15 protein-coding genes are annotated in these 16,836 nt (G+C 71.0%); 2 read left to right on the top strand and 13 right to left on the bottom strand.

The features are described 5' to 3' along the window. The 9 genes from OHA19_RS36730 to OHA19_RS36690 form a co-directional block, all read right to left on the bottom strand. Positions 1–933 (bottom strand): ABC transporter permease, encoded by a 933-nt coding sequence (locus OHA19_RS36730; protein WP_405708995.1) that lies wholly within the window; start codon positions 931–933, stop codon positions 1–3. Between the two features lie 23 nt (positions 934–956). After that, positions 957–1,934, bottom strand: coding sequence for an ABC transporter permease (locus tag OHA19_RS36725; RefSeq protein WP_405753023.1), 978 nt, complete (start codon positions 1,932–1,934; stop codon positions 957–959). An 87-nt stretch (positions 1,935–2,021) separates the two neighbouring features. Beyond that, positions 2,022–3,704 carry an ABC transporter substrate-binding protein gene (locus OHA19_RS36720; protein ID WP_405708998.1) on the bottom strand — a complete coding sequence of 561 codons (1,683 nt, stop codon included), beginning with the start codon at positions 3,702–3,704 and terminating at the stop codon, positions 2,022–2,024. Between the two features lie 67 nt (positions 3,705–3,771). Next, positions 3,772–4,791: a LacI family DNA-binding transcriptional regulator gene (locus tag OHA19_RS36715; RefSeq protein WP_405709001.1), complete on the bottom strand. Its 1,020-nt coding sequence runs from the start codon at positions 4,789–4,791 to the stop codon at positions 3,772–3,774. A gap of 181 nt (positions 4,792–4,972) precedes the next feature. Beyond that, on the bottom strand, positions 4,973–5,227 hold the full coding sequence (locus OHA19_RS36710) for a type B 50S ribosomal protein L31 (RefSeq protein WP_093540855.1): 255 nt from the start codon (positions 5,225–5,227) through the stop codon (positions 4,973–4,975). Between the two features lie 185 nt (positions 5,228–5,412). Then, on the bottom strand, positions 5,413–6,294 hold the full coding sequence (locus OHA19_RS36705) for an ABC transporter substrate-binding protein (RefSeq protein WP_405709005.1): 882 nt from the start codon (positions 6,292–6,294) through the stop codon (positions 5,413–5,415). A gap of 161 nt (positions 6,295–6,455) precedes the next feature. Continuing rightward, positions 6,456–7,490: an alpha/beta hydrolase gene (locus OHA19_RS36700; protein WP_405709008.1), complete on the bottom strand. Its 1,035-nt coding sequence runs from the start codon at positions 7,488–7,490 to the stop codon at positions 6,456–6,458. A gap of 105 nt (positions 7,491–7,595) precedes the next feature. Beyond that, entirely contained in the window at positions 7,596–8,255 is a 660-nt protein-coding gene (locus tag OHA19_RS36695) for an XRE family transcriptional regulator (RefSeq protein ID WP_405709011.1), read from the bottom strand. Between the two features lie 67 nt (positions 8,256–8,322). Next, the gene (locus tag OHA19_RS36690) at positions 8,323–9,228 is read right to left on the bottom strand and encodes a LysR family transcriptional regulator (protein WP_405709014.1); all 906 of its coding nucleotides are present in this window, start codon (positions 9,226–9,228) and stop codon (positions 8,323–8,325) included. 80 nt (positions 9,229–9,308) lie between these two features. Here OHA19_RS36690 and OHA19_RS36685 point away from each other — a divergent pair, with 80 nt between their 5' ends. After that, positions 9,309–10,592 carry an MFS transporter gene (locus OHA19_RS36685; RefSeq protein ID WP_405709017.1) on the top strand — a complete coding sequence of 428 codons (1,284 nt, stop codon included), beginning with the start codon at positions 9,309–9,311 and terminating at the stop codon, positions 10,590–10,592. On the opposite strand, the gene OHA19_RS36680 is transcribed toward OHA19_RS36685, so the two are convergent. The 3 genes from OHA19_RS36680 to OHA19_RS36670 form a co-directional block, all read right to left on the bottom strand. After that, on the bottom strand, positions 10,582–10,899 hold the full coding sequence (locus tag OHA19_RS36680; protein ID WP_405709019.1) for a cupin: 318 nt from the start codon (positions 10,897–10,899) through the stop codon (positions 10,582–10,584). The two genes, OHA19_RS36685 and OHA19_RS36680, sit on opposite strands and share 11 nt — an antisense overlap. Before the next feature lie 87 nt (positions 10,900–10,986). Then, complete coding sequence (locus OHA19_RS36675) at positions 10,987–12,609, bottom strand: glycoside hydrolase family 13 protein (protein ID WP_405709022.1); 1,623 nt, start codon at positions 12,607–12,609, stop codon at positions 10,987–10,989. 108 nt (positions 12,610–12,717) lie between these two features. After that, positions 12,718–13,203 carry a GNAT family N-acetyltransferase gene (locus tag OHA19_RS36670; RefSeq protein WP_405709025.1) on the bottom strand — a complete coding sequence of 162 codons (486 nt, stop codon included), beginning with the start codon at positions 13,201–13,203 and terminating at the stop codon, positions 12,718–12,720. Positions 13,204–13,404: 201 nt separating this feature from the next. On the opposite strand from OHA19_RS36670, the gene pgm reads away from it, so the two are divergent. Further along, positions 13,405–15,045, top strand: a complete 1,641-nt coding sequence (pgm, locus tag OHA19_RS36665; protein ID WP_405709028.1) for a phosphoglucomutase (alpha-D-glucose-1,6-bisphosphate-dependent) — start codon at positions 13,405–13,407, stop codon at positions 15,043–15,045. Between the two features lie 48 nt (positions 15,046–15,093). On the opposite strand, the gene OHA19_RS36660 is transcribed toward pgm, so the two are convergent. Further along, a complete protein-coding gene (locus tag OHA19_RS36660; protein ID WP_405709031.1) occupies positions 15,094–16,767 on the bottom strand; it encodes a PHP domain-containing protein in 1,674 nt (557 codons plus the stop codon). Positions 16,768–16,836 lie beyond the last annotated feature (69 nt).

Below are 16,836 nucleotides of genomic sequence, written 5' to 3'. Positions count from 1 at the left end.
TCAGCCCTTCCGGTTGCGGTTCTTGGTGCGGCGGGCGCGCAGTCGCGGGTTGGTAATCTCGTCGACGGCGTAGTTGACCATCGCGAGGGCGAAGGCGACGAGGGCGATGCAGAGGCCGGAGGGCACGAACACCCACCAGGCGCCGGTCATCAGCGCGCCGTCGTTGCCGGCCCAGTAGAGGTTGGTGCCCCAGCTGACGACGGAGGCGTCGCCGAGGCCGAGGAATTCCAGGCCCGCCTGGGCGCCGATCCCGAAGATGACGCAGCCCAGCAGGGTCGTCATGACGACCGATGCCATGTTGGGCAGGATCTCCCGGAACATGATCCGGATCGCGCGTTCACCGGTGACAACGGACGCGGCGACGAAGTCCTTGCCGCGGATCGACTTGGCCTGGGCGCGCAGCACCCGGGCGGAGCCGGCCCAGCCGGTGACCACCAGGACGAGGACGACAGTCGCCGTTCCGGGCGGCATGAACGCGGCGAGGATGACGAGCAGCGGCACTCCGGGCACCAGCAGGAAGATGTTGGTGACGAGGGAGAGAACGTCGTCGACGATCCGCCCGAAGTAGGCGCAGGCCATGCCGACGAGCACGGCGAGGGCGGTCGCGGCGAGCCCGACGCAGAATCCGACCAGCAGCGAGCTGCGCGCGCCCCACAGGGTCAGGGCGAGGACGTCCTGTCCCTTGGCCGTGGTGCCGAGCAGGTGGGAGCCGGACGGGGCCGAGGCGCCCAGGCTGTTGATCTTCGAGGGGTCGCCCGGGGCGAGCAGCGGTGCCAGCAGGGCGAGCAGCGCGAACAGCACCAGGACGACGGCTCCGAACAGGGCCTTGCGGTTGGCGAGCAGGGACCGCAGCAGTCCGGCGCGGGCGCGACGGGGCTTCGGGGTTCCGGTGGCCGGTGCGACAGGCTCCGTGCGGGAGTCGAGGGCACTCATGGGTCTTCTCCTTGTCCGGCCGCTCAGAGGACGCGCACACGCGGGTCGAGTCGGACGTAGACGAGGTCGACGAGGAAGTTGGCGACCAGTACGGCGGCGGTGATGGTGAGGAAGATCCCCTGCATCAGCGGGTAGTCGAGGCCCTGGACGGCGGCGAGCAGCTGGAAGCCGACGCCGGGGTAGGCGAAGACGACCTCGGTGAGCAGCGCGCCGCCGACCACGAATCCGAGCGCCATGCCGAAGTTGGTGACGGACGGGAGCATCGCGTTGCGTGCCGCGTACCGGAACATGATCCGGCTCGGGCTGAGACCTTTGGCCTCGGCCATCGTGATGTAGTCCTCGGCGACCGTGGCGATCATGGTGTTGCGCATGCCGAGCATCCAGCCGCCGATGGACACCAGGACGATGGTCAGCGCGGGCAGGAAGAGGTGCGAGGCCGCGTTGGAGACGAAGCCCCAGGACAGTTCGGGGCTGAGGCCCACGTCGAAGGCGTGCCGCATGGGGAACCAGCCGAGCGTCATCCCGAAGAGGTAGAGCGCGCCCATGGCGAGCCAGAAGTACGGAAACGAGCCGGCGAAGACGAGCAGCGGCGGGAACACCGAGTCGAGCAGGCCGCCGCGCCGCCAGGCGGCGATGATGCCCAGCAGGTTGCCGATGACGACGGCGATGACGAGGGCGGTACCGCCGAGCAGCAGCGTCCAGCCGATCTGGGAGGCGATGACCTCGGAGACGGGGGTCGGGAAGCGGGAGATGGAGATCCCCATGTTCCCGGTGCAGATGTCCTTGATGTAGTCGATGTACTGCTGCCACATCGGGCGGTGGTCGAGGCCGAACAGCCGGCGGAGCTGGTCAATCTGCTCCGGCTGCATCTGGCTCTGCGAGCGGGCGAACATCCGGGAGACGGGGTCGCCCGGCATGAAGCGGGGCAGCATGAAGTTCAGGGTGATGGAGGCCCAGAAGGCGAGCAGGTAGAAGCCCAGGTTGCGCAGGATGTAACGCACTGGTCCCTCTCCGAATCTATGAGGGCCGGCGGCCCGTCCGTGGGGTCGGCGCGGGCGGGCCACCGGAGTGGCGGGGTGTCAGTGCGGTCAGTTCTTGACGGGCTTCAGGCTGGTCAGGACGAGGACGGTGGTGTCGCCGCGGTTGGTGAGCGTGGCGTAGGGGTTGTCCTCGGTGGGCCAGCCGGTGAACCGGGCGTCGGTGTAGGCGCCCCACTCCGGGCCGGGGAAGAGCGGCACGACGGGCGCTTCGTCGGCGAACAGCTTCTGCAGTCCGTCGATCGCGTCGCGCTGTCCGGCCTCATCGGTGGCCGCGGCGAAGCGGTCGAGCAGGGCGTCGGCCTTCTTGTCGCCGAAGCGGTGGTAGTTGCTGACCGTCTTGGTGCCGGCGGGCTCGACCGAATCGGTGCCCATGGTGGTCCGGTAGAACTGGAACGGTGTGGCGCCGTTGTCGCTCCAGACGATTCCGGTGTCGTAGTCGCCGGTCTCGTAGTCGCTGACGACGGCGGCCCAGTCCGGGGACTTGACCTTCGCGGTGACGCCGATCCCGGCGAGGTTCTGCTTGATGATGTTGGCGACGGACAGCCAGTCGGAGGACGCGGAGCCGACCGAGATGTCGAAGGTGAACGGCTTGCCGTTCTTGAGCTTCCGCTTGCCGTCGGAGCCCTTCTTGTACCCGGCGTCGTCGAGCGCCTTCGCCGCCGCGGCGGCGTCGTGCTTCGTCCAGGTGCACGAGTCGGCGAGGGTCTTGTCGCGCCACTTGTCGTAACCACCGGACAGGCCCGTGCAGTCGGCGGGCCGGGTGTAGCCGTTCATGCCGACCTCGGTCACGCTCTCGCGGTCGACGGCCAGGCTGAGCGCCTTGCGCACCTTCACGTCGTCGAACGGTGCCCTGGTGGTGTTCATGGTCCAGTCGACCATCGAACCGGTCTTCGGGTACCAGTACTTGTTGTGCTCCGGGTCCTTGGCGACGAAGCTCTTGTCCACCTCGGGGATGAACGACTGCGTCCAGTCCGCCTCACCGTTGACGAAGGCCAGGTTGGCGCTGTCGTTGCCGGAGAAGCCCAGCACCCGGATCCCGTCGATGCGCTGCTTCTTCGGCTGCCAGTACTCGGGGTTCTTCCGCAGCTCGTACGACTGGCTCTGGAAGTTGGCTACTTGGGTGTACGGGCCGGATCCGACCGGATCGGGGTTGGTGTCCTTGGCCGGGTCCTTCACCTTCGCCCAGATGTGCTCGGGCACGATGATCTGCTTGCCCAGCTCGAACAGGCCGGGCGAGTAGGGCTTGGTGAGGGAGAAGACCACCTTGTCGGTGCCTTCGGCCTTCACGGCGCGCAGGTACTCGTAGCCGCCGAGCAGCTTCTTCTGGAGCCCGAAGGTGTACGCGACGTCCGCGGCGGTCAGCGGCTTCCCGTCGGACCATTCGACGCCGTGGCGCAGGGTGAACGTGACGGTCCTGCCGTCCTTCGAGGTCTCCCAGGAGGTGGCCAGCCAGGGGGTGGCCTTCCCGTTCGCCGGGTTGTAGACGAGCATCGCCTCGTAGATCGCCTGAGTGGTCATCGGGGCGACCACCTGGCCGGGGGCGAACGGGTTGAAGTTCCGGGTGAAGGTGGCGAAGTCCTCGCGGGGGACGGTCAGGAGCTGATGACCGGAGGTGTCCCCCGCGGTGTTCGTACCGGTGCCGCTGCAGCCCGTGAGCAGCAGGGCCGCGGCGGCGACCGGGGCGGCGAGCGCTGCGGGCCGGAGGCGCCGGGCACGTATCGACGGTGCCATAATGTGGTTTCTTCTCTCTCTTCAATGGCCGAAGACGGGTGAGGATTCCCGTCGGGCTGATTCGCAGTCAGACCGACGAGCGTTCGATCAGCGGGCAGTCGACCTTCATCTGTGTGGTGTCGAGCGGCTGTCCCGCTGTGAGAGCGCCGAGCATGTCGACGCCCTTGGCTCCCATGAACTCGAACGGCAGGGCCACCGTGGTGAGGCCGGGCCGCAGATAGGCGGCGATGAGTTCCTGGTTGTCGAATCCGATGACGGCGATGTCGTCCGGGATCCGCAGTCCGCGTTCCTTGATGGCGTCGTAAGCACCCATCGCCATGCGGTCGTTGCCGCAGAACAGGGCAGTGGGGCGGTCGTCCTCGCGGTCGAGGAGTTCGCAGGCCGCGGCGTATCCGCCGTCGGCGGTGGCATGTCCCGGTACGACGAGGCTGTCGTCGATGTCCAGTCCGGCCTCGCGCAGCGCCTGTTCGTACCCCTGGCGCCGTCCGACGGCGGCCGGGATACCGGTGTCGAGGTTGATGAATCCGATGCGCCGGTGTCCCGCGTCGAGCAGCCGGCGGGTCGCGGTGTGGCCGCCCGCCACCTCGTCGGGCACCACGGACGGCAGGGCGCCGTCCGCGTCGAAGCAGTTCACCAGCACGACCGGCACCTCGCGGGCGGCGGGCGGCAGGGTCACCGCACGGTGCCAGGTGGTGGCGTACAGCAGCCCTTCGGCACGCTGTTCCAGGAGCTTGTCGAAGGCGGCGGCCTCCATGGCCCGGTCCCGGTCCCCCGCCGTGATGAGCAGGAACTTCCCGTCGGCCCAGGCCCGGTCCTGCGCCCCCTTGATCACGTCCACGGCGAACGGCGCGGTGACGATCTCGGTGATCAGCCCGTACCACTCGCTGCGCTTGGCGGCGAGCGCCCGCGCCCCGGCGTTGGGCCGGTAGCCGAGCTCCTCGATGGAGGCCCGGATTCGCAGCCGGGTCTCTTCGGGGATGCCGGCGTCGGCGCGCTCGTTCAGGACGAAGGAGACGGTGGTGCGCGAGACTCCGGCATGGCGGGCGACATCGCTCATCGTCACGCGTCGCGCCTTGTTCGTGGCCACTTCGGTTACCCCCTGCGTCCCGCGGGCAGCGGGCCGTGCTCTGGTTACGCGCTTTAGTAACGCGCGTTAGTACGATGTTGCAGGCAAGTTACGAGGGGTTGGCCAACGGTGTCAAGAGGGGTGACGGAGCAAGTCCCCCGCCCCTTCGGACAAGGGCGGGGGACTCGGGTCCGTACGCGGGTCAGGAGGCGTCCTCGCCCCCGTACCGGCGCTCGAACTTGGCGACCTGCCCCTCCGAGTCGACGACGCGCGCCTTCCCGGTGAAGAAGGGGTGGCTCTCGGCGGAGATCTCCACATCGATGACGGGGTAGCTGTTGCCGTCGTCCCAGTCGATCGTCTGCTCGCTCGACGCGGTGGACCGGGTCAGAAAGGCGTAGCCCGCCGAACGGTCACGGAAGACGACGGGACGGTAGGAAGGGTGCTTGTCCTGCTGCATGCCTGCTCCTGGGGACGTACGGGGTCGGCGCGGGGACGGTCCCGACCAGCCTGGCGAACCGGTACGGCCCGCGCGATCGGACACGTCCGTACGGGCGTCGTCGCGCGGGCGTACCGGTTCGGGATCCCCACCGCCCGGCATGCGGCAATCCCTGCTGCGTGCCGGGCGTGCGTCGCCGCCCGTGCTCAGCGTCCGGCCGCCTCCACCGCGTCGGCCACCAGGTCCAGGAAGGCGGCGTGGGCCCGTGCGCTGCACACCGGCTCCGGGTTCCACGGCACCACCCGGGCGGCCCCCTCGATCGCCGCCCAGTCGGCGTTGGTCCGCAACTCGTCCAGCGGTGTGGCGTTGGCCCGGATGTCGGCGAGCACCACCGCCGGGCGCAGCGCCGCCGCTTCCGCCCAGCCGGCCGTGGACCAGTTCGCGCCAGGGCCCTCGGGCGGCTCCACGAGGTCGACGCCGAGTTCGGCCAGCACCCGCAGTTCCGGCCACATCCGGGGGCGGGCGAGGTGGGTCTGTTCCTGGCCGGCCGGGGAGAGCGCGACCGCCCGGGGCCCGTCCGCACCGGCGACGAGTGTGCTCAGCCGATGCCGGGCGGCGTCCAGGTCCTGGGTCGCCGCCTCCGGCTCCTCGGCCCCGAGCGAGCGGGCGAGCAGGGCGAACCGGTCGCCGATCTCGGCGAGGGTGCGCGCCTGCCCCACGTCGATGACGACGACCGGGACGTGCTCCTCCAGATGCTTGGCGGTCTCGGCGGCGAGCCCGTAGACATGGCCGCCGCCGTAGCTGACCGCCACGACGAGGTCCGGCTCACCGCTCAGCAGGGTGTCCACGCCCAGGGTGCTGCCCGCGCCGAGGTAACCGACCTCGGTCAAGGGCAGCGAACCGGTCTTCGCCGCGTCCGGCACGGCCCGGTCGTCGTGATCGGAGCCGAATATCGCGCCGGGGCGTATCCCGTGGTCCCACAGGGTCGCTCCGGCCTGGACATAGGCGAGCACCCGCGCCGGGCGCCGCTCGGCCGTCGACAACTGTCCACGATCGTCGGAGAACTGCCACACGGTCTGCTCCCTCACGTCACACGCCCCTCGCCACCGGTCGCCGCACCCCGCTTCCCGGGGTCGTACACCAGTACCTGCCCAGCAAACTCCGGTGACACCCCATCCGTCGGCCGGCCGCCGGGGATGGCGCGAAGTCGCCCGCGCACGAACGGTCGGCGCGATCGGCGGACGGCTTCTCAGCTCGGGTCCGCCATCTGCCGGGAGAGCCAGGCCAGGGCCGGCGGCATCCGGTATTCGACGGCGTGGTGCCCTCCGTCGAACAGCTCGAAGCGTATGACCACGTCGTCCACCCCGGCCTCGGCCAGGGCGTCACGGAAGGCCTGCGCCCCCAGGTCGAGGAACCATTCGTCGCGGGTGCCCGCGTCGATCCAGATCGCCCGCTGGGACCGCAGCGCCTCGGCGTGCGCCGGCGCCATCCGTACCGGGTCCCAATCCAGCCAGCGCTGCCAGATCTCCGGCAGGAGCGCGCCCGTTCGCGGGTCGAAGGGCAACTGCGGGGTGCCGTCCGCGGCGGGCGAGAAGCAGGACGAGACACCGAGCAGTTCGAGCAGCCGCAGGTCCTCGTCCCTGGTGAAGGCCACGCGTGAGCGGAAGTCGTCCCACCAGCGGAAGATGTCGCCGTCGTAGGCCCTCAAGTGCCGTGCCGCCATGAGGAAATGGGGGATGTACTGGGCCTGCGACAGCGAGTCGCCGGAGTGGGTCGCGAACGCGCCGAACAGGTCGGGCCGGAGCATCGGTGTGATCATCGCGCCGAGTCCGCCGCTCGACTTCCCCGCCAGCGCCCGGTGGTCGCGGTCGGCGACCGTGCGGTAGCGGGCGTCGACCCACGGCACGATTTCCTCGCAGAGGTACGAGTGGTAGCGGCCGGTGCCCGGCGAGTCGATGTACTGGCTGCCGCCGTACGTGGTCCAGGCGTCCACGAACACCAGCACCATCGGCGGGGCCTCGCCGCGGGCGAAGATCCCGTCCACGAGTTCGGGCACCGGCTGACGGTAGGGGGTGCGGTTGCGCCAGACGGGGAGCGTTCCGGCGTAGCCGAGCAGGAGGTACGTGACGGGATACCGGCGCCCGGGATCGGTGTCGTAGCCGGGCGGGGTGTAGACCCACAGCGGCCGCTGCGCCGGGTCGCCCAGCGGGTTGTCGCGCAACAGTGCGCTGTCGATGACGTGCTCGTCGATGCGGCCTGCGAGCGCGGTGGGCCATGGGGCCATTGGAACCTCCTCGGAGCGGGAAGCCGATGCTACTACGATTTCAAAATATATGAATTGGAATTACTTCTGCCGGGTCCACTGCCGTCCGGACACGCCGGGACGGGCTCAGCGGTCGGCGGGCGCCTGGGGCGAGGCCAGAGGGTGCTGTTGTGCGAGCCTTCCCAACTCCGGTAGTTTCGCGGCTGTTTCTTCGTCGGACGGCAGGCACGAGACCAGGGTGACCCCCGGTGCGTCCACCACCGCCAGCTTCACGTAGTCGAACGTCAGCCTGCCCAGCCGGGGATGGTCGAACGTCCTGCGCGCGGAACGGAAGTCGGCGACGTCGTGTGTGTCCCACCAGGTGCGGAACTCGCCGCTCTCCCGGTACAGGTCGGCGGTCAGGCCCTCGAATGCCGGGTCGCCGGCATGCCGGTCGGCTCCGGCCCGGCACTGCTCCAGCAGCGCCCGTGCCTGTCCAGGCCAGTCGACCAGGAGCGTTCGGATCCTGGGCCGGGTGAACACCAGGCGGAGCAGATTGTGTTCGGGCACACGGCCGTCGGCGGGGTCCCCGATAAGGCCGGTCTCGGACCGGTTCCGGGCCAGCAGATCCCAGTTGGGCGCGAGCAGATACGCCGGATGCGGGTCGAGCGCGTCCACCAGGCGCTGCAACACCCGTACGTCGAAGTCGGCGCCGGTGGAGCGGGGCAGCGCGTGGCCCGCCAGCTCGAACAGATGGCGGGTCTCGGCCGGGGAGAGCCGCAGCACCCCGGCCAGGCTGTGCAGCACCTGGCTGTCGGCTCTCCTGTGCCTGCTCCCGCGGGCGGAGAAACCCGGCCACTGAGCCGTCCCCCGGTCACCCGGACGGAACGCCTTCGCCGGTCACGGACCCGGGATCCACCCCGAGCCCCGTGAGGAACGCCGCGGCGGCCGGGGTGGGGCGGAAGCGGCTCCAGACCAGGCGCTCGGTGCGCGCGGGGGCATCGCGGACGGAGAGCACGTGTACGCCGGTCAGCTCCGCCGCGAAGGCGGCCGGCAGCATGGCGATGCCGAGCCCGCTGCGTACCAGCCGGACGATGAAGTCGGTGCCGCTGACCTCGAAGGCCACCTCGCGGGTGAGTCCCATCGCCGCGAACGCCTCCTCCGACTGCGCCCGGGCTGCGGTGCCGTCCGGGTGGTCGACGAACATCTCCTGTGCCAGCCGGTCGAGGCCCACCTCCGCCTGCCCGGCCAGGGCGTGGGTGGGCGCCACGACGGCGACCAGTTCGCCCGTGGCGAGCTCGTGATCGCTCACGCCCTTGGGCCGGTAGCTGGGCAGCACCCCCAGGAACGCCACGTCGAGCGTCCCGTCCCGTACCTCCTGGGCCAGGTCCTTGCTCGCTCCGTCCCGCAGCACGATGTGCACCTTCGGGTGGCGGAGGTGGAAGGCCCGCAGCGCGGCCGGGATGTCGACCGCGGAGACGGTCGGGATGGAGCCGACCGCGAGACGGCCGCGGACCTCCCCCGCCGCCGCGGCGACCTCGGCGCGGGCCCGCTCCGCCGCGTCCAGCGCCTGCCGGGCCTCCGGCAGGAACACCTCGCCCGCCGCGGTGAGCCGTACCCGGCGGCTGGTGCGGTCGAAGAGCCTGGCCCCCAGCTCCTTCTCCAGCCGGGCGATCTGATGGCTCAACGCGGACTGGACGACCAGGCACCGCTTCGCGGCGCGGGTGAAGCTGCCCAGTTCCGCCACCGCGACGACGTACCGCATCTGCTGAAGTTCCATCCATCCATCGTGAACCACGATCGATGGAATGAAAAACATGTGTTGGACTCATGGATGGCCGGTCCATGAGGCTGGGACACATGGCTCACACCACTCACGAAACCCGTAGCAGGGCCGTGCCCCGCACCATGTCCCCGCAGCCCACGCTCGGCCGCGGTCTGGTTCTGCTGATGGCTCTCGCCGCCGCTCTCTCCTGCGCCGGGAACTACTTCGCACAGCCGCTCCTCGACCTCATCGAGGGGAATCTGCACATAGGTGTCACCGCGGCGGGTCTGATCGTGACCGCCGCCCAGGCCGGGTACGCGCTGGGGCTGATCCTGCTCGTCCCGCTCGGGGACGTCGTGGACCGGCGGCGGCTCGCCGTGGGCCTGTTCGCCCTGACCGCCTTCTTCCTCCTGGCGACGGCCGCCGCCCCCACCGGACCGCTGCTGATCGCCGGCACGCTGCTGACCGCGCTGACCTCCGTCGGGGCCCAGGTCGTGGTGCCGTTCGCGGCGGCCCTCGCGGCTCCGGCCGAACGCGGCAGGATCGTCGGCGTCGTCATGTCCGGCGTGCTGCTGGGCGGGCTGTTCGGACGGCTGGCCGCCGGTGCGCTCTCCGAGTTCGGCGGCTGGCGGACCGTGTACTGGGTCAACGCGCTGCTCATGGCCGTCATGGCGGTAATCCTGTACAAGCGCCTCCCCCGCCTGCCCCGGCCGGGCGACGCCGCCGCCATGTCGTACACCGGGCTGCTGCGCTCCACGCTGGCCCTGCTGCGACAGGAGCCCCTGCTGCGCCGGCGGGCGGCCATCGGCGCGTTCTCCATGGCCTCGTACAGCGTGCAGCTGACCGCGCTGACGTTCCTGCTGACCCGGCCGCCCTTCGGGTGGAACGCGGCCGCCATCGGGCTCTTCGGTCTGGTAGGCGTCATCGGCGTGGTGGGCATGAACATCGGGGCCCGGCTGAGCGACCGCGGCCGGGTGCAGGCCGTGTCGGGAACGGCGGCCGCGCTCCTCACGCTCGCCTGGCTGCCGCTGCTGGCCGGTGAACGGTCGCTGCTGTGGCTGACGGTCGGCGTGATCCTGCTGAACATCGCCCAGCAGGCGGGGCTCAACAGCAGCCAGAACGTGATCTACGCGTTGCGCCCGGAGGCCCGCAACCGCATCAACTCCGCCTTCATGACCCTCTTCTTCATGGGCGGGGCGGTCGGCGCGGCGCTCGCCTCGGTGGTCTGGTCCCGGGCCGGCTGGAGCGGCATCTGCCTCCTGGGCGGCGCCCTCGCCGCCGGCAGCCTCGTGCTGTGGGTGCTGGAGCGCACCCGGACCGCCTCCGCCGCGCGCCCCGGCAACGGGGCCGGGTCCGGGTCCGGCACCGTCAGTCGTTGACGGCGGTCAGCAGCACCACGGCGTCCTCCAGCGCCAGCAGCCCGTGCCGCTCCTGCGGGATCGGGTGGAGCCCTCCGACCCCCAGCTCCACATCGCCCGAGGCCGCCGTGAGCCGGACCCTGCCGCGCAGCACCTGGAGGGAGGCCGCGGCGGGGGCGTTGTGCTCGTCGAGGGCGGAACCCGAGGTGAGGGCGATGACGGTCTGCCTCAGGGGTCCCTCGTGCAGCAGGCGGTGGGCGCTGCGGCCGTGCGCGGAGGCCCGAGCCGCGGCCAGATGCTCGTCGGCGAGGGCATTCAGATCGTCCATGTGCCCACTGTGCCGCAGTGCCCGTCACCCCGCGATCCTGGCGGCGGCCCGGCCAGGCGGATCATCCGTCCGACCGACCGGACGGCCCTACGGCCGCAACCAGGCCGCGGTGTCCCGCGGGAGCCGCCCCTGCCCGTCCAGCGGTCCGCTGAGGAGAAGGGTGTCCGTGTGTTCGGGCAGCTCCACGGGCCCCTCCCCCAGATTGACCACACAGACCGGTCCGCCGGTCCGGGCGAAGGCGAGCACACCGGGTGCGGAGGGCAACCAGGTCAGCTGCCGGCCCCCGGCCCCCGCCGTGCGGAAGCCGGGCTCGGTCCGGCGCAGCCGCAGCGCCTCGCGGTAGAGGCTGAGCATCGACTCGGGGTCGGTGCGCTGCCGGTCGGCGGCGTACGAGCTCCAGTCGGCTGGCTGCGGAAGCCATGGCTCCGTGGTGCAGCCGAATCCGGCGTACGGTGCCCGCGCGGACCACGGCAGCGGTACCCGGCATCCGTCCCGTCCCGGGTCGGTGCCGCCCGAGCGCAGGTGCATCGGGTCCTGGATCCGGTCGCGCGGGATGTCGGCCTCCGGAAGTCCCAGTTCCTCGCCCTGGTAGAGGTAGACCACGCCGGGCAGGGCGAGCGACAGCAGTGCCGCGGCCCGGGCCCGTCGGCCGCCCAGCGCCAGGTCCGCCGGCGTGCCGAAGGTTTTGGTGTGGAAGGCGAATCCGGTGTCCTCACGGCCATACCTGGTGGCGGTCCGGGTCACGTCGTGGTTGCACAGGACCCAGGTGGCAGGGGCACCGACCGCGGCGTGTTCGGCGAGCGTGTCGTCGATCGTGGAGCGCAGCCGCCCGGCGTCCCAGGGGCAGGCCAGGAAGTTGAGGTTGAAGGCGGTGTGCAGTTCGTCCGGGCGCAGATAGCGGGCGAAGCGCTCGCTGTCCGGGAGCCAGACCTCACCGACAAAGACCGCCCCGTACTCGTCGGCGATGGCCCGCCAGGAGCGGTAGATGTCATGGAGTTCGTCTCGGTCGGAGAACGGGTGCGGGTCGCGGCCCTCGACGAAGTCGGGCAGCGCGGGGTCCTTGGCGAGCAGGGCCGCCGAGTCGATCCGTACGCCCGACACACCCCGCTCGAACCAGAAGCGGATCACGTCCTCGTGTTCCTGGCGGACCCTCGGGTGTGCCCAGTTGAGGTCGGGCTGCTGCGCGGCGAACAGGTGCAGGTACCACTCGCCGTCCGCGAGCCTGGTCCATGGGACGCCGCCGAATTCGGAGACCCAGTCGTTGGGCGGCAGTTCGCCGTCCGGGCCGCGCCCGGTCCGGAAGTGGAACAGTTCCCGCTCGGGGCTGCCCGGCCCGGCGGCGAGGGCCGCGCGGAACCACGCGTGCTGGTCGGAGACATGGTTGGGGACGATGTCGACAATCGTTCGGATGCCCAGTTCACGGGCGTCCGCGATCAGTCCCTCGGCCTCGGTGAGGCTGCCGAACGCGGGATCGATGGCGCGGTAGTCGGCCACGTCGTATCCGCCGTCGGCGAGCGGCGACAGATACCAGGGGGTGAACCAGATCGCGTCCACGCCCAGTTCGACGAGGTGGGGCAGCTTGGCGCGTACTCCCGCGAGATCGCCGGTTCCGTCACCGTCACCGTCGGCGAAGCTGCGTACGTAGATCTGGTAGATGGCGGCGTCCCGCCACCAGTCCACGGTGACCTGGGGCGCGGGGCCGGCTGCCACGTGGGCCTTCCTTTCGCGGGGAGTTGGCACAGAGTCCTCGGCCGGAACTCCGCCGGCGCGTGCCACACTCAACCACCGCACACGGTGGAGATCAACGTCTCGCGTGGATCACGCGCGATCGGCCGTCCACCGGTACCGGACGTCCGGTACCCGCTCCTCGTTGCGGCTGCCGTCGTCGAACTCGACGGCGGTGAACCCATGCCGCTCGTAGAAGGCCCTGGCGTCCGTATTGCGCTGGAAGACGTACAGCGTGAGCTCACCGGCCGCGAGCCGGCGCGCCTCGGCCAGGAGCAGTGAGCCGATGCCCCGGCGCCGGGCGTCGGGGCGCAGGTACAGGTGTTCCAGCTCGGTTCCGTCGAGGGAGGCGAAGCCCAGCAGTTCCCCGGTGCCGGTCTCGGCGATCCGCACCGTCGTGCCGGGCAGCACCACATGGGTCATCCAGGCGAGTGTGTCGTCGTCGCTGTGGACCTTCGGCAGATACGGCATCGACGCGGCGCGCGAGTCGAGGAAGAGCCGGGTCAGCGGCCCGGCGTCCTCGGCGGTGGCCTCGCGCAGCAGCACCCGGCCGTCCGGCCCGAAATCGTCTCGTGACATCTCGTCTCTCCTGGTCCGGCCGGAAACCCGCCGTCGTACGCGATCCGCGGTGAACCGCTGGTGGTCGCGGACGAACCTATGCCGGGGCCCTGCCCGGCCGCCAGCGGAATTCGGCGGGGCAGTCACGGACCGGTGCGGGCCACCCGCGAAAATGTGACGGGGGACGACCGAAACGACCGACCGATACGGAGGAGTGGGCAGATGCCGCACGAACGAGCTGGACAGCCGGCCCGGCCGGAGGATCTCATCGATGTGTCCCGGCTGGTGACGGCGTATTACTCGCTGCACCCGGACCCGGCCGAGCCGGACCAGCGGGTGGCGTTCGGCACCTCCGGTCACCGCGGGTCGTCCACGGCCACCGCGTTCAACGAGGACCACATCGCCGCCACCAGCCAGGCCATCAGCGAGTACCGGGCGATGCGGGGCACCGAGGGGCCGCTCTTCCTCGGCGCCGACACCCATGCGCTGTCGGAGCCGGCCCGGGTCACCGCCATCGAGGTGTTCGCCGCCAACGACGTGACGGTGCTCATCGATCCGGCCGACGGCTACACCCCGACCCCGGCGGTCTCGCACGCGATCCTCGGCCACAACCGGGGCCGGACGGCACAGCTCGCCGACGGTGTGGTGGTCACCCCGTCCCACAACCCGCCCGGCGACGGCGGGTTCAAGTACAACCCGCCGAACGGCGGCCCGGCCGGGTCCGATGCCACGGGCTGGATCCAGGAGCGGGCCAACGAGATCATCGCCGCCGGGATGAAGGACGTGCGCCGGCTGCCGTACGCCCGTGCACGTGCGGCGTCGACCACCGGGACGTACGACTTCCTCGGCAACTACGTGACCGACCTGCCGTCCGTGCTCGACCTGGACGCGATCCGCGCGGCCGAAGTGCGCATCGGGGCCGACCCGTTGGGCGGCGCCTCGGTCGCGTACTGGGGCCGGATCGCCGAACAGCACCGGCTCGACCTGACGGTCGTCAATCCGCTGACCGACCCCACCTGGCGGTTCATGACGCTGGACTGGGACGGAAAGATCCGGATGGACTGCTCGTCGCCGTACGCGATGGCCTCGCTGATCGGGCAGCGCGACCGGTACCGGATCGCGACGGGGAACGACGCCGACGCCGACCGGCACGGCATCGTGACACCGGACGCCGGGCTGATGAACCCGAACCACTACCTCGCCGTCGCCATCGACTACCTGTACGCCCACCGGGAGCAGTGGCCGGCGGCCGCGGGGGTCGGCAAGACGCTGGTCTCGTCGGGAATGATCGACCGGGTCGCCGCCGGTCTCGGCCGTGAGCTGGTCGAGGTGCCGGTCGGCTTCAAGTGGTTCGTGGACGGCCTGGCCGACGGCTCGCTCGGGTTCGGCGGCGAGGAGTCCGCCGGGGCCTCGTTCCTGCGCCGCGACGGTTCGGTGTGGACGACCGACAAGGACGGCATCATTATGGCGCTGCTCGCCTCGGAGATCCTCGCGGTGACCGGCAAGTCCCCCTCCGAGCACTACACGGCGCTCACCGCCCGCTTCGGTGAGCCCGCGTACGCCCGGATCGACGCTCCCGCCGACCGCACGCAGAAGGCGGTGCTCGCGCGCCTCTCCCCCGAGCAGGTCACGGCCGACACGCTGGCCGGTGAACCGGTCACGGCCGTGCTGACCGAGGCGCCCGGCAACGGCGCGCCGATCGGCGGCATCAAGGTGACCACCGAGAACGCCTGGTTCGCGGCGCGCCCCTCGGGCACCGAGGACGTGTACAAGATCTACGCGGAGTCCTTCCTGGGCACCGGCCATCTCGGCCGGGTGCAGGAGGAGGCCAGGGACGTGGTCTCCGCGGCGCTGAAGGGCTGAGGCTCCGGCCGGGGCGGTCGTCGGGCCGCCCCGGCCGTCCGCGCGGGCTCAGCGCACGACGTCCACGAAGACCGGGTTGGTGTAGAACCAGGTGTCCAGCCAGGGGTTTCCCCGACCCGGCTCGTGCGGCAGCGGGCCGTGCGGGTCGATCGCCGCGCCGAGGAATCCCGCCCCGTGGCGCTTGCCGTCGCTGCCGCGCAGCCGCAGGTAGAACGGCTCGTCGGCGCGCCCGACCGGGATGCGCAGGGTGTACGTGCCCCGGCGGCCCGAGACGTCGGCGGTGTGGGCGAGCCGGGTGTCGGGGGCGTGCCAGTCGTCGCGGTCGGCTGCCGGGCCGCGGACCGCGCCGCGGATGACGTCGACGTGCTCCAGGCGCGGCAGCACACCGTACGGGTTGCGGCGGGAGGCGGCGGTCACCGTGACGGTGAGGGTGAGCCGTTCGCCGCGCCGGGCGCGCAGCCGGCCGCCGAGCGTGGCGCTGTTGCCGTGCTCGCCGCGCACCTTGACGTCGATGCCGTCGATGAGGTGGCCGTGGTCGACCCAGACCCGGCCGGCCCGCAGCCCCTCCATCACGTTCCGGTAGCCGTACCGGGTGACGCCGACATGCGTACGGCTGAACTGGCCGGGCCAGAAGTCGCCGCCGGGCTGCGGTTCGGTGGTGTTGTACGGGTCGGGGAGGCGGCCGGTGTTGTCGAAGTCCCGGCCGGGCGGCCACTCGCCGTTGACCCAGGTGTCCTGGGCGACGCGGTGGACGTCGGAGTTGGAGGTGATCGTGAAGAGCTTGCCCTCCGCCAGCATCGCGTCCCACAGTCCGCCGACGGTCGCGGTCGCCCAGTCGAAGCCGCCGTAGGTGACGTATGCCTCGCGCGGGTAGCCGGGCCAGGAGTCGGCGGACGGCGAATTCGTGTACTCACCGCGGACGTTGGTGTCCGGGTGCCAGCCCGGTATCGCCCCGGCCTGGGCTCCGGGTGCGCCCTCCATGCCGATCATGATCCCCGGTGCGGCGTCGCGCCAGCCGCGCATCTCGTGCGGGGAGTCGATGCCCAGGCGCATGGGGTGGTTGGCGAGGACGAGGACGTCGTCGACGTAGCGGGTGCGGCGCTGTTCGGCCAGCCACTTGAGGGCCTTGACCGCGTGCGCCTCGTTGCGCGGGGTGTCGGGGTGCGTCGGGGCGCCGGCCGTGTAGCCGAGCAGTTTGCCGTCGAAGGCCTTTTCGAAGCGGGTGAGGAGGTCGACCTCGTGCCGTCCGGGCGGCGAGAAGACGGTGCAGTGCTCGGCGCCGGGGATGTACCACTCCAGCCCCTGGAAGATGAGCATGCGCTTGTTGTCGGCGCGGGCCCTGAGGATCTCCCGGTGCTCCCGCGCGGCGCCGAACTCGGCGTGGCCGATGTTGCTGTGCTCGGTGAAGACCATCCAGTCGAGGCCGAACTTCTGTCCTGCCGAGGCGAGTTGGGAGAACGTGTACTTGGCGTCGTGGCTGTAGACGGAGTGGTTGTGGTGGTCGCCGACCAGATAGACGAGCTCCGGGGCGTTTCCGTGCCCGTGCCCGTGGGACCGGCCTCCCCGGCTGTCGGCCAGCGCGGGCAGCGGCAGCGAGGCGGCTGCGAAGGCCGCACCGAACAGACCGGCGCGGCGCATCAGCCCCCGGCGGCTGAGGCCCTGGGCGTCGAGCTGCTCCGCGGGAACCTGGGGGTCGGCCCATTCGGGCACGGGGTGGGACATGGCGCGTCGTTCTCCTTCGTGCGGGCGGCGACGGTCCGGGACCGGACCGCGGGGCCGCCGACAGAAGGA

It is taken from the genome of Streptomyces sp. NBC_00012, assembly GCF_045040875.1.
Lineage (GTDB): Bacteria > Actinomycetota > Actinomycetes > Streptomycetales > Streptomycetaceae > Streptomyces.
This window is presented reverse-complemented; position numbering and strand designations above follow the sequence as displayed.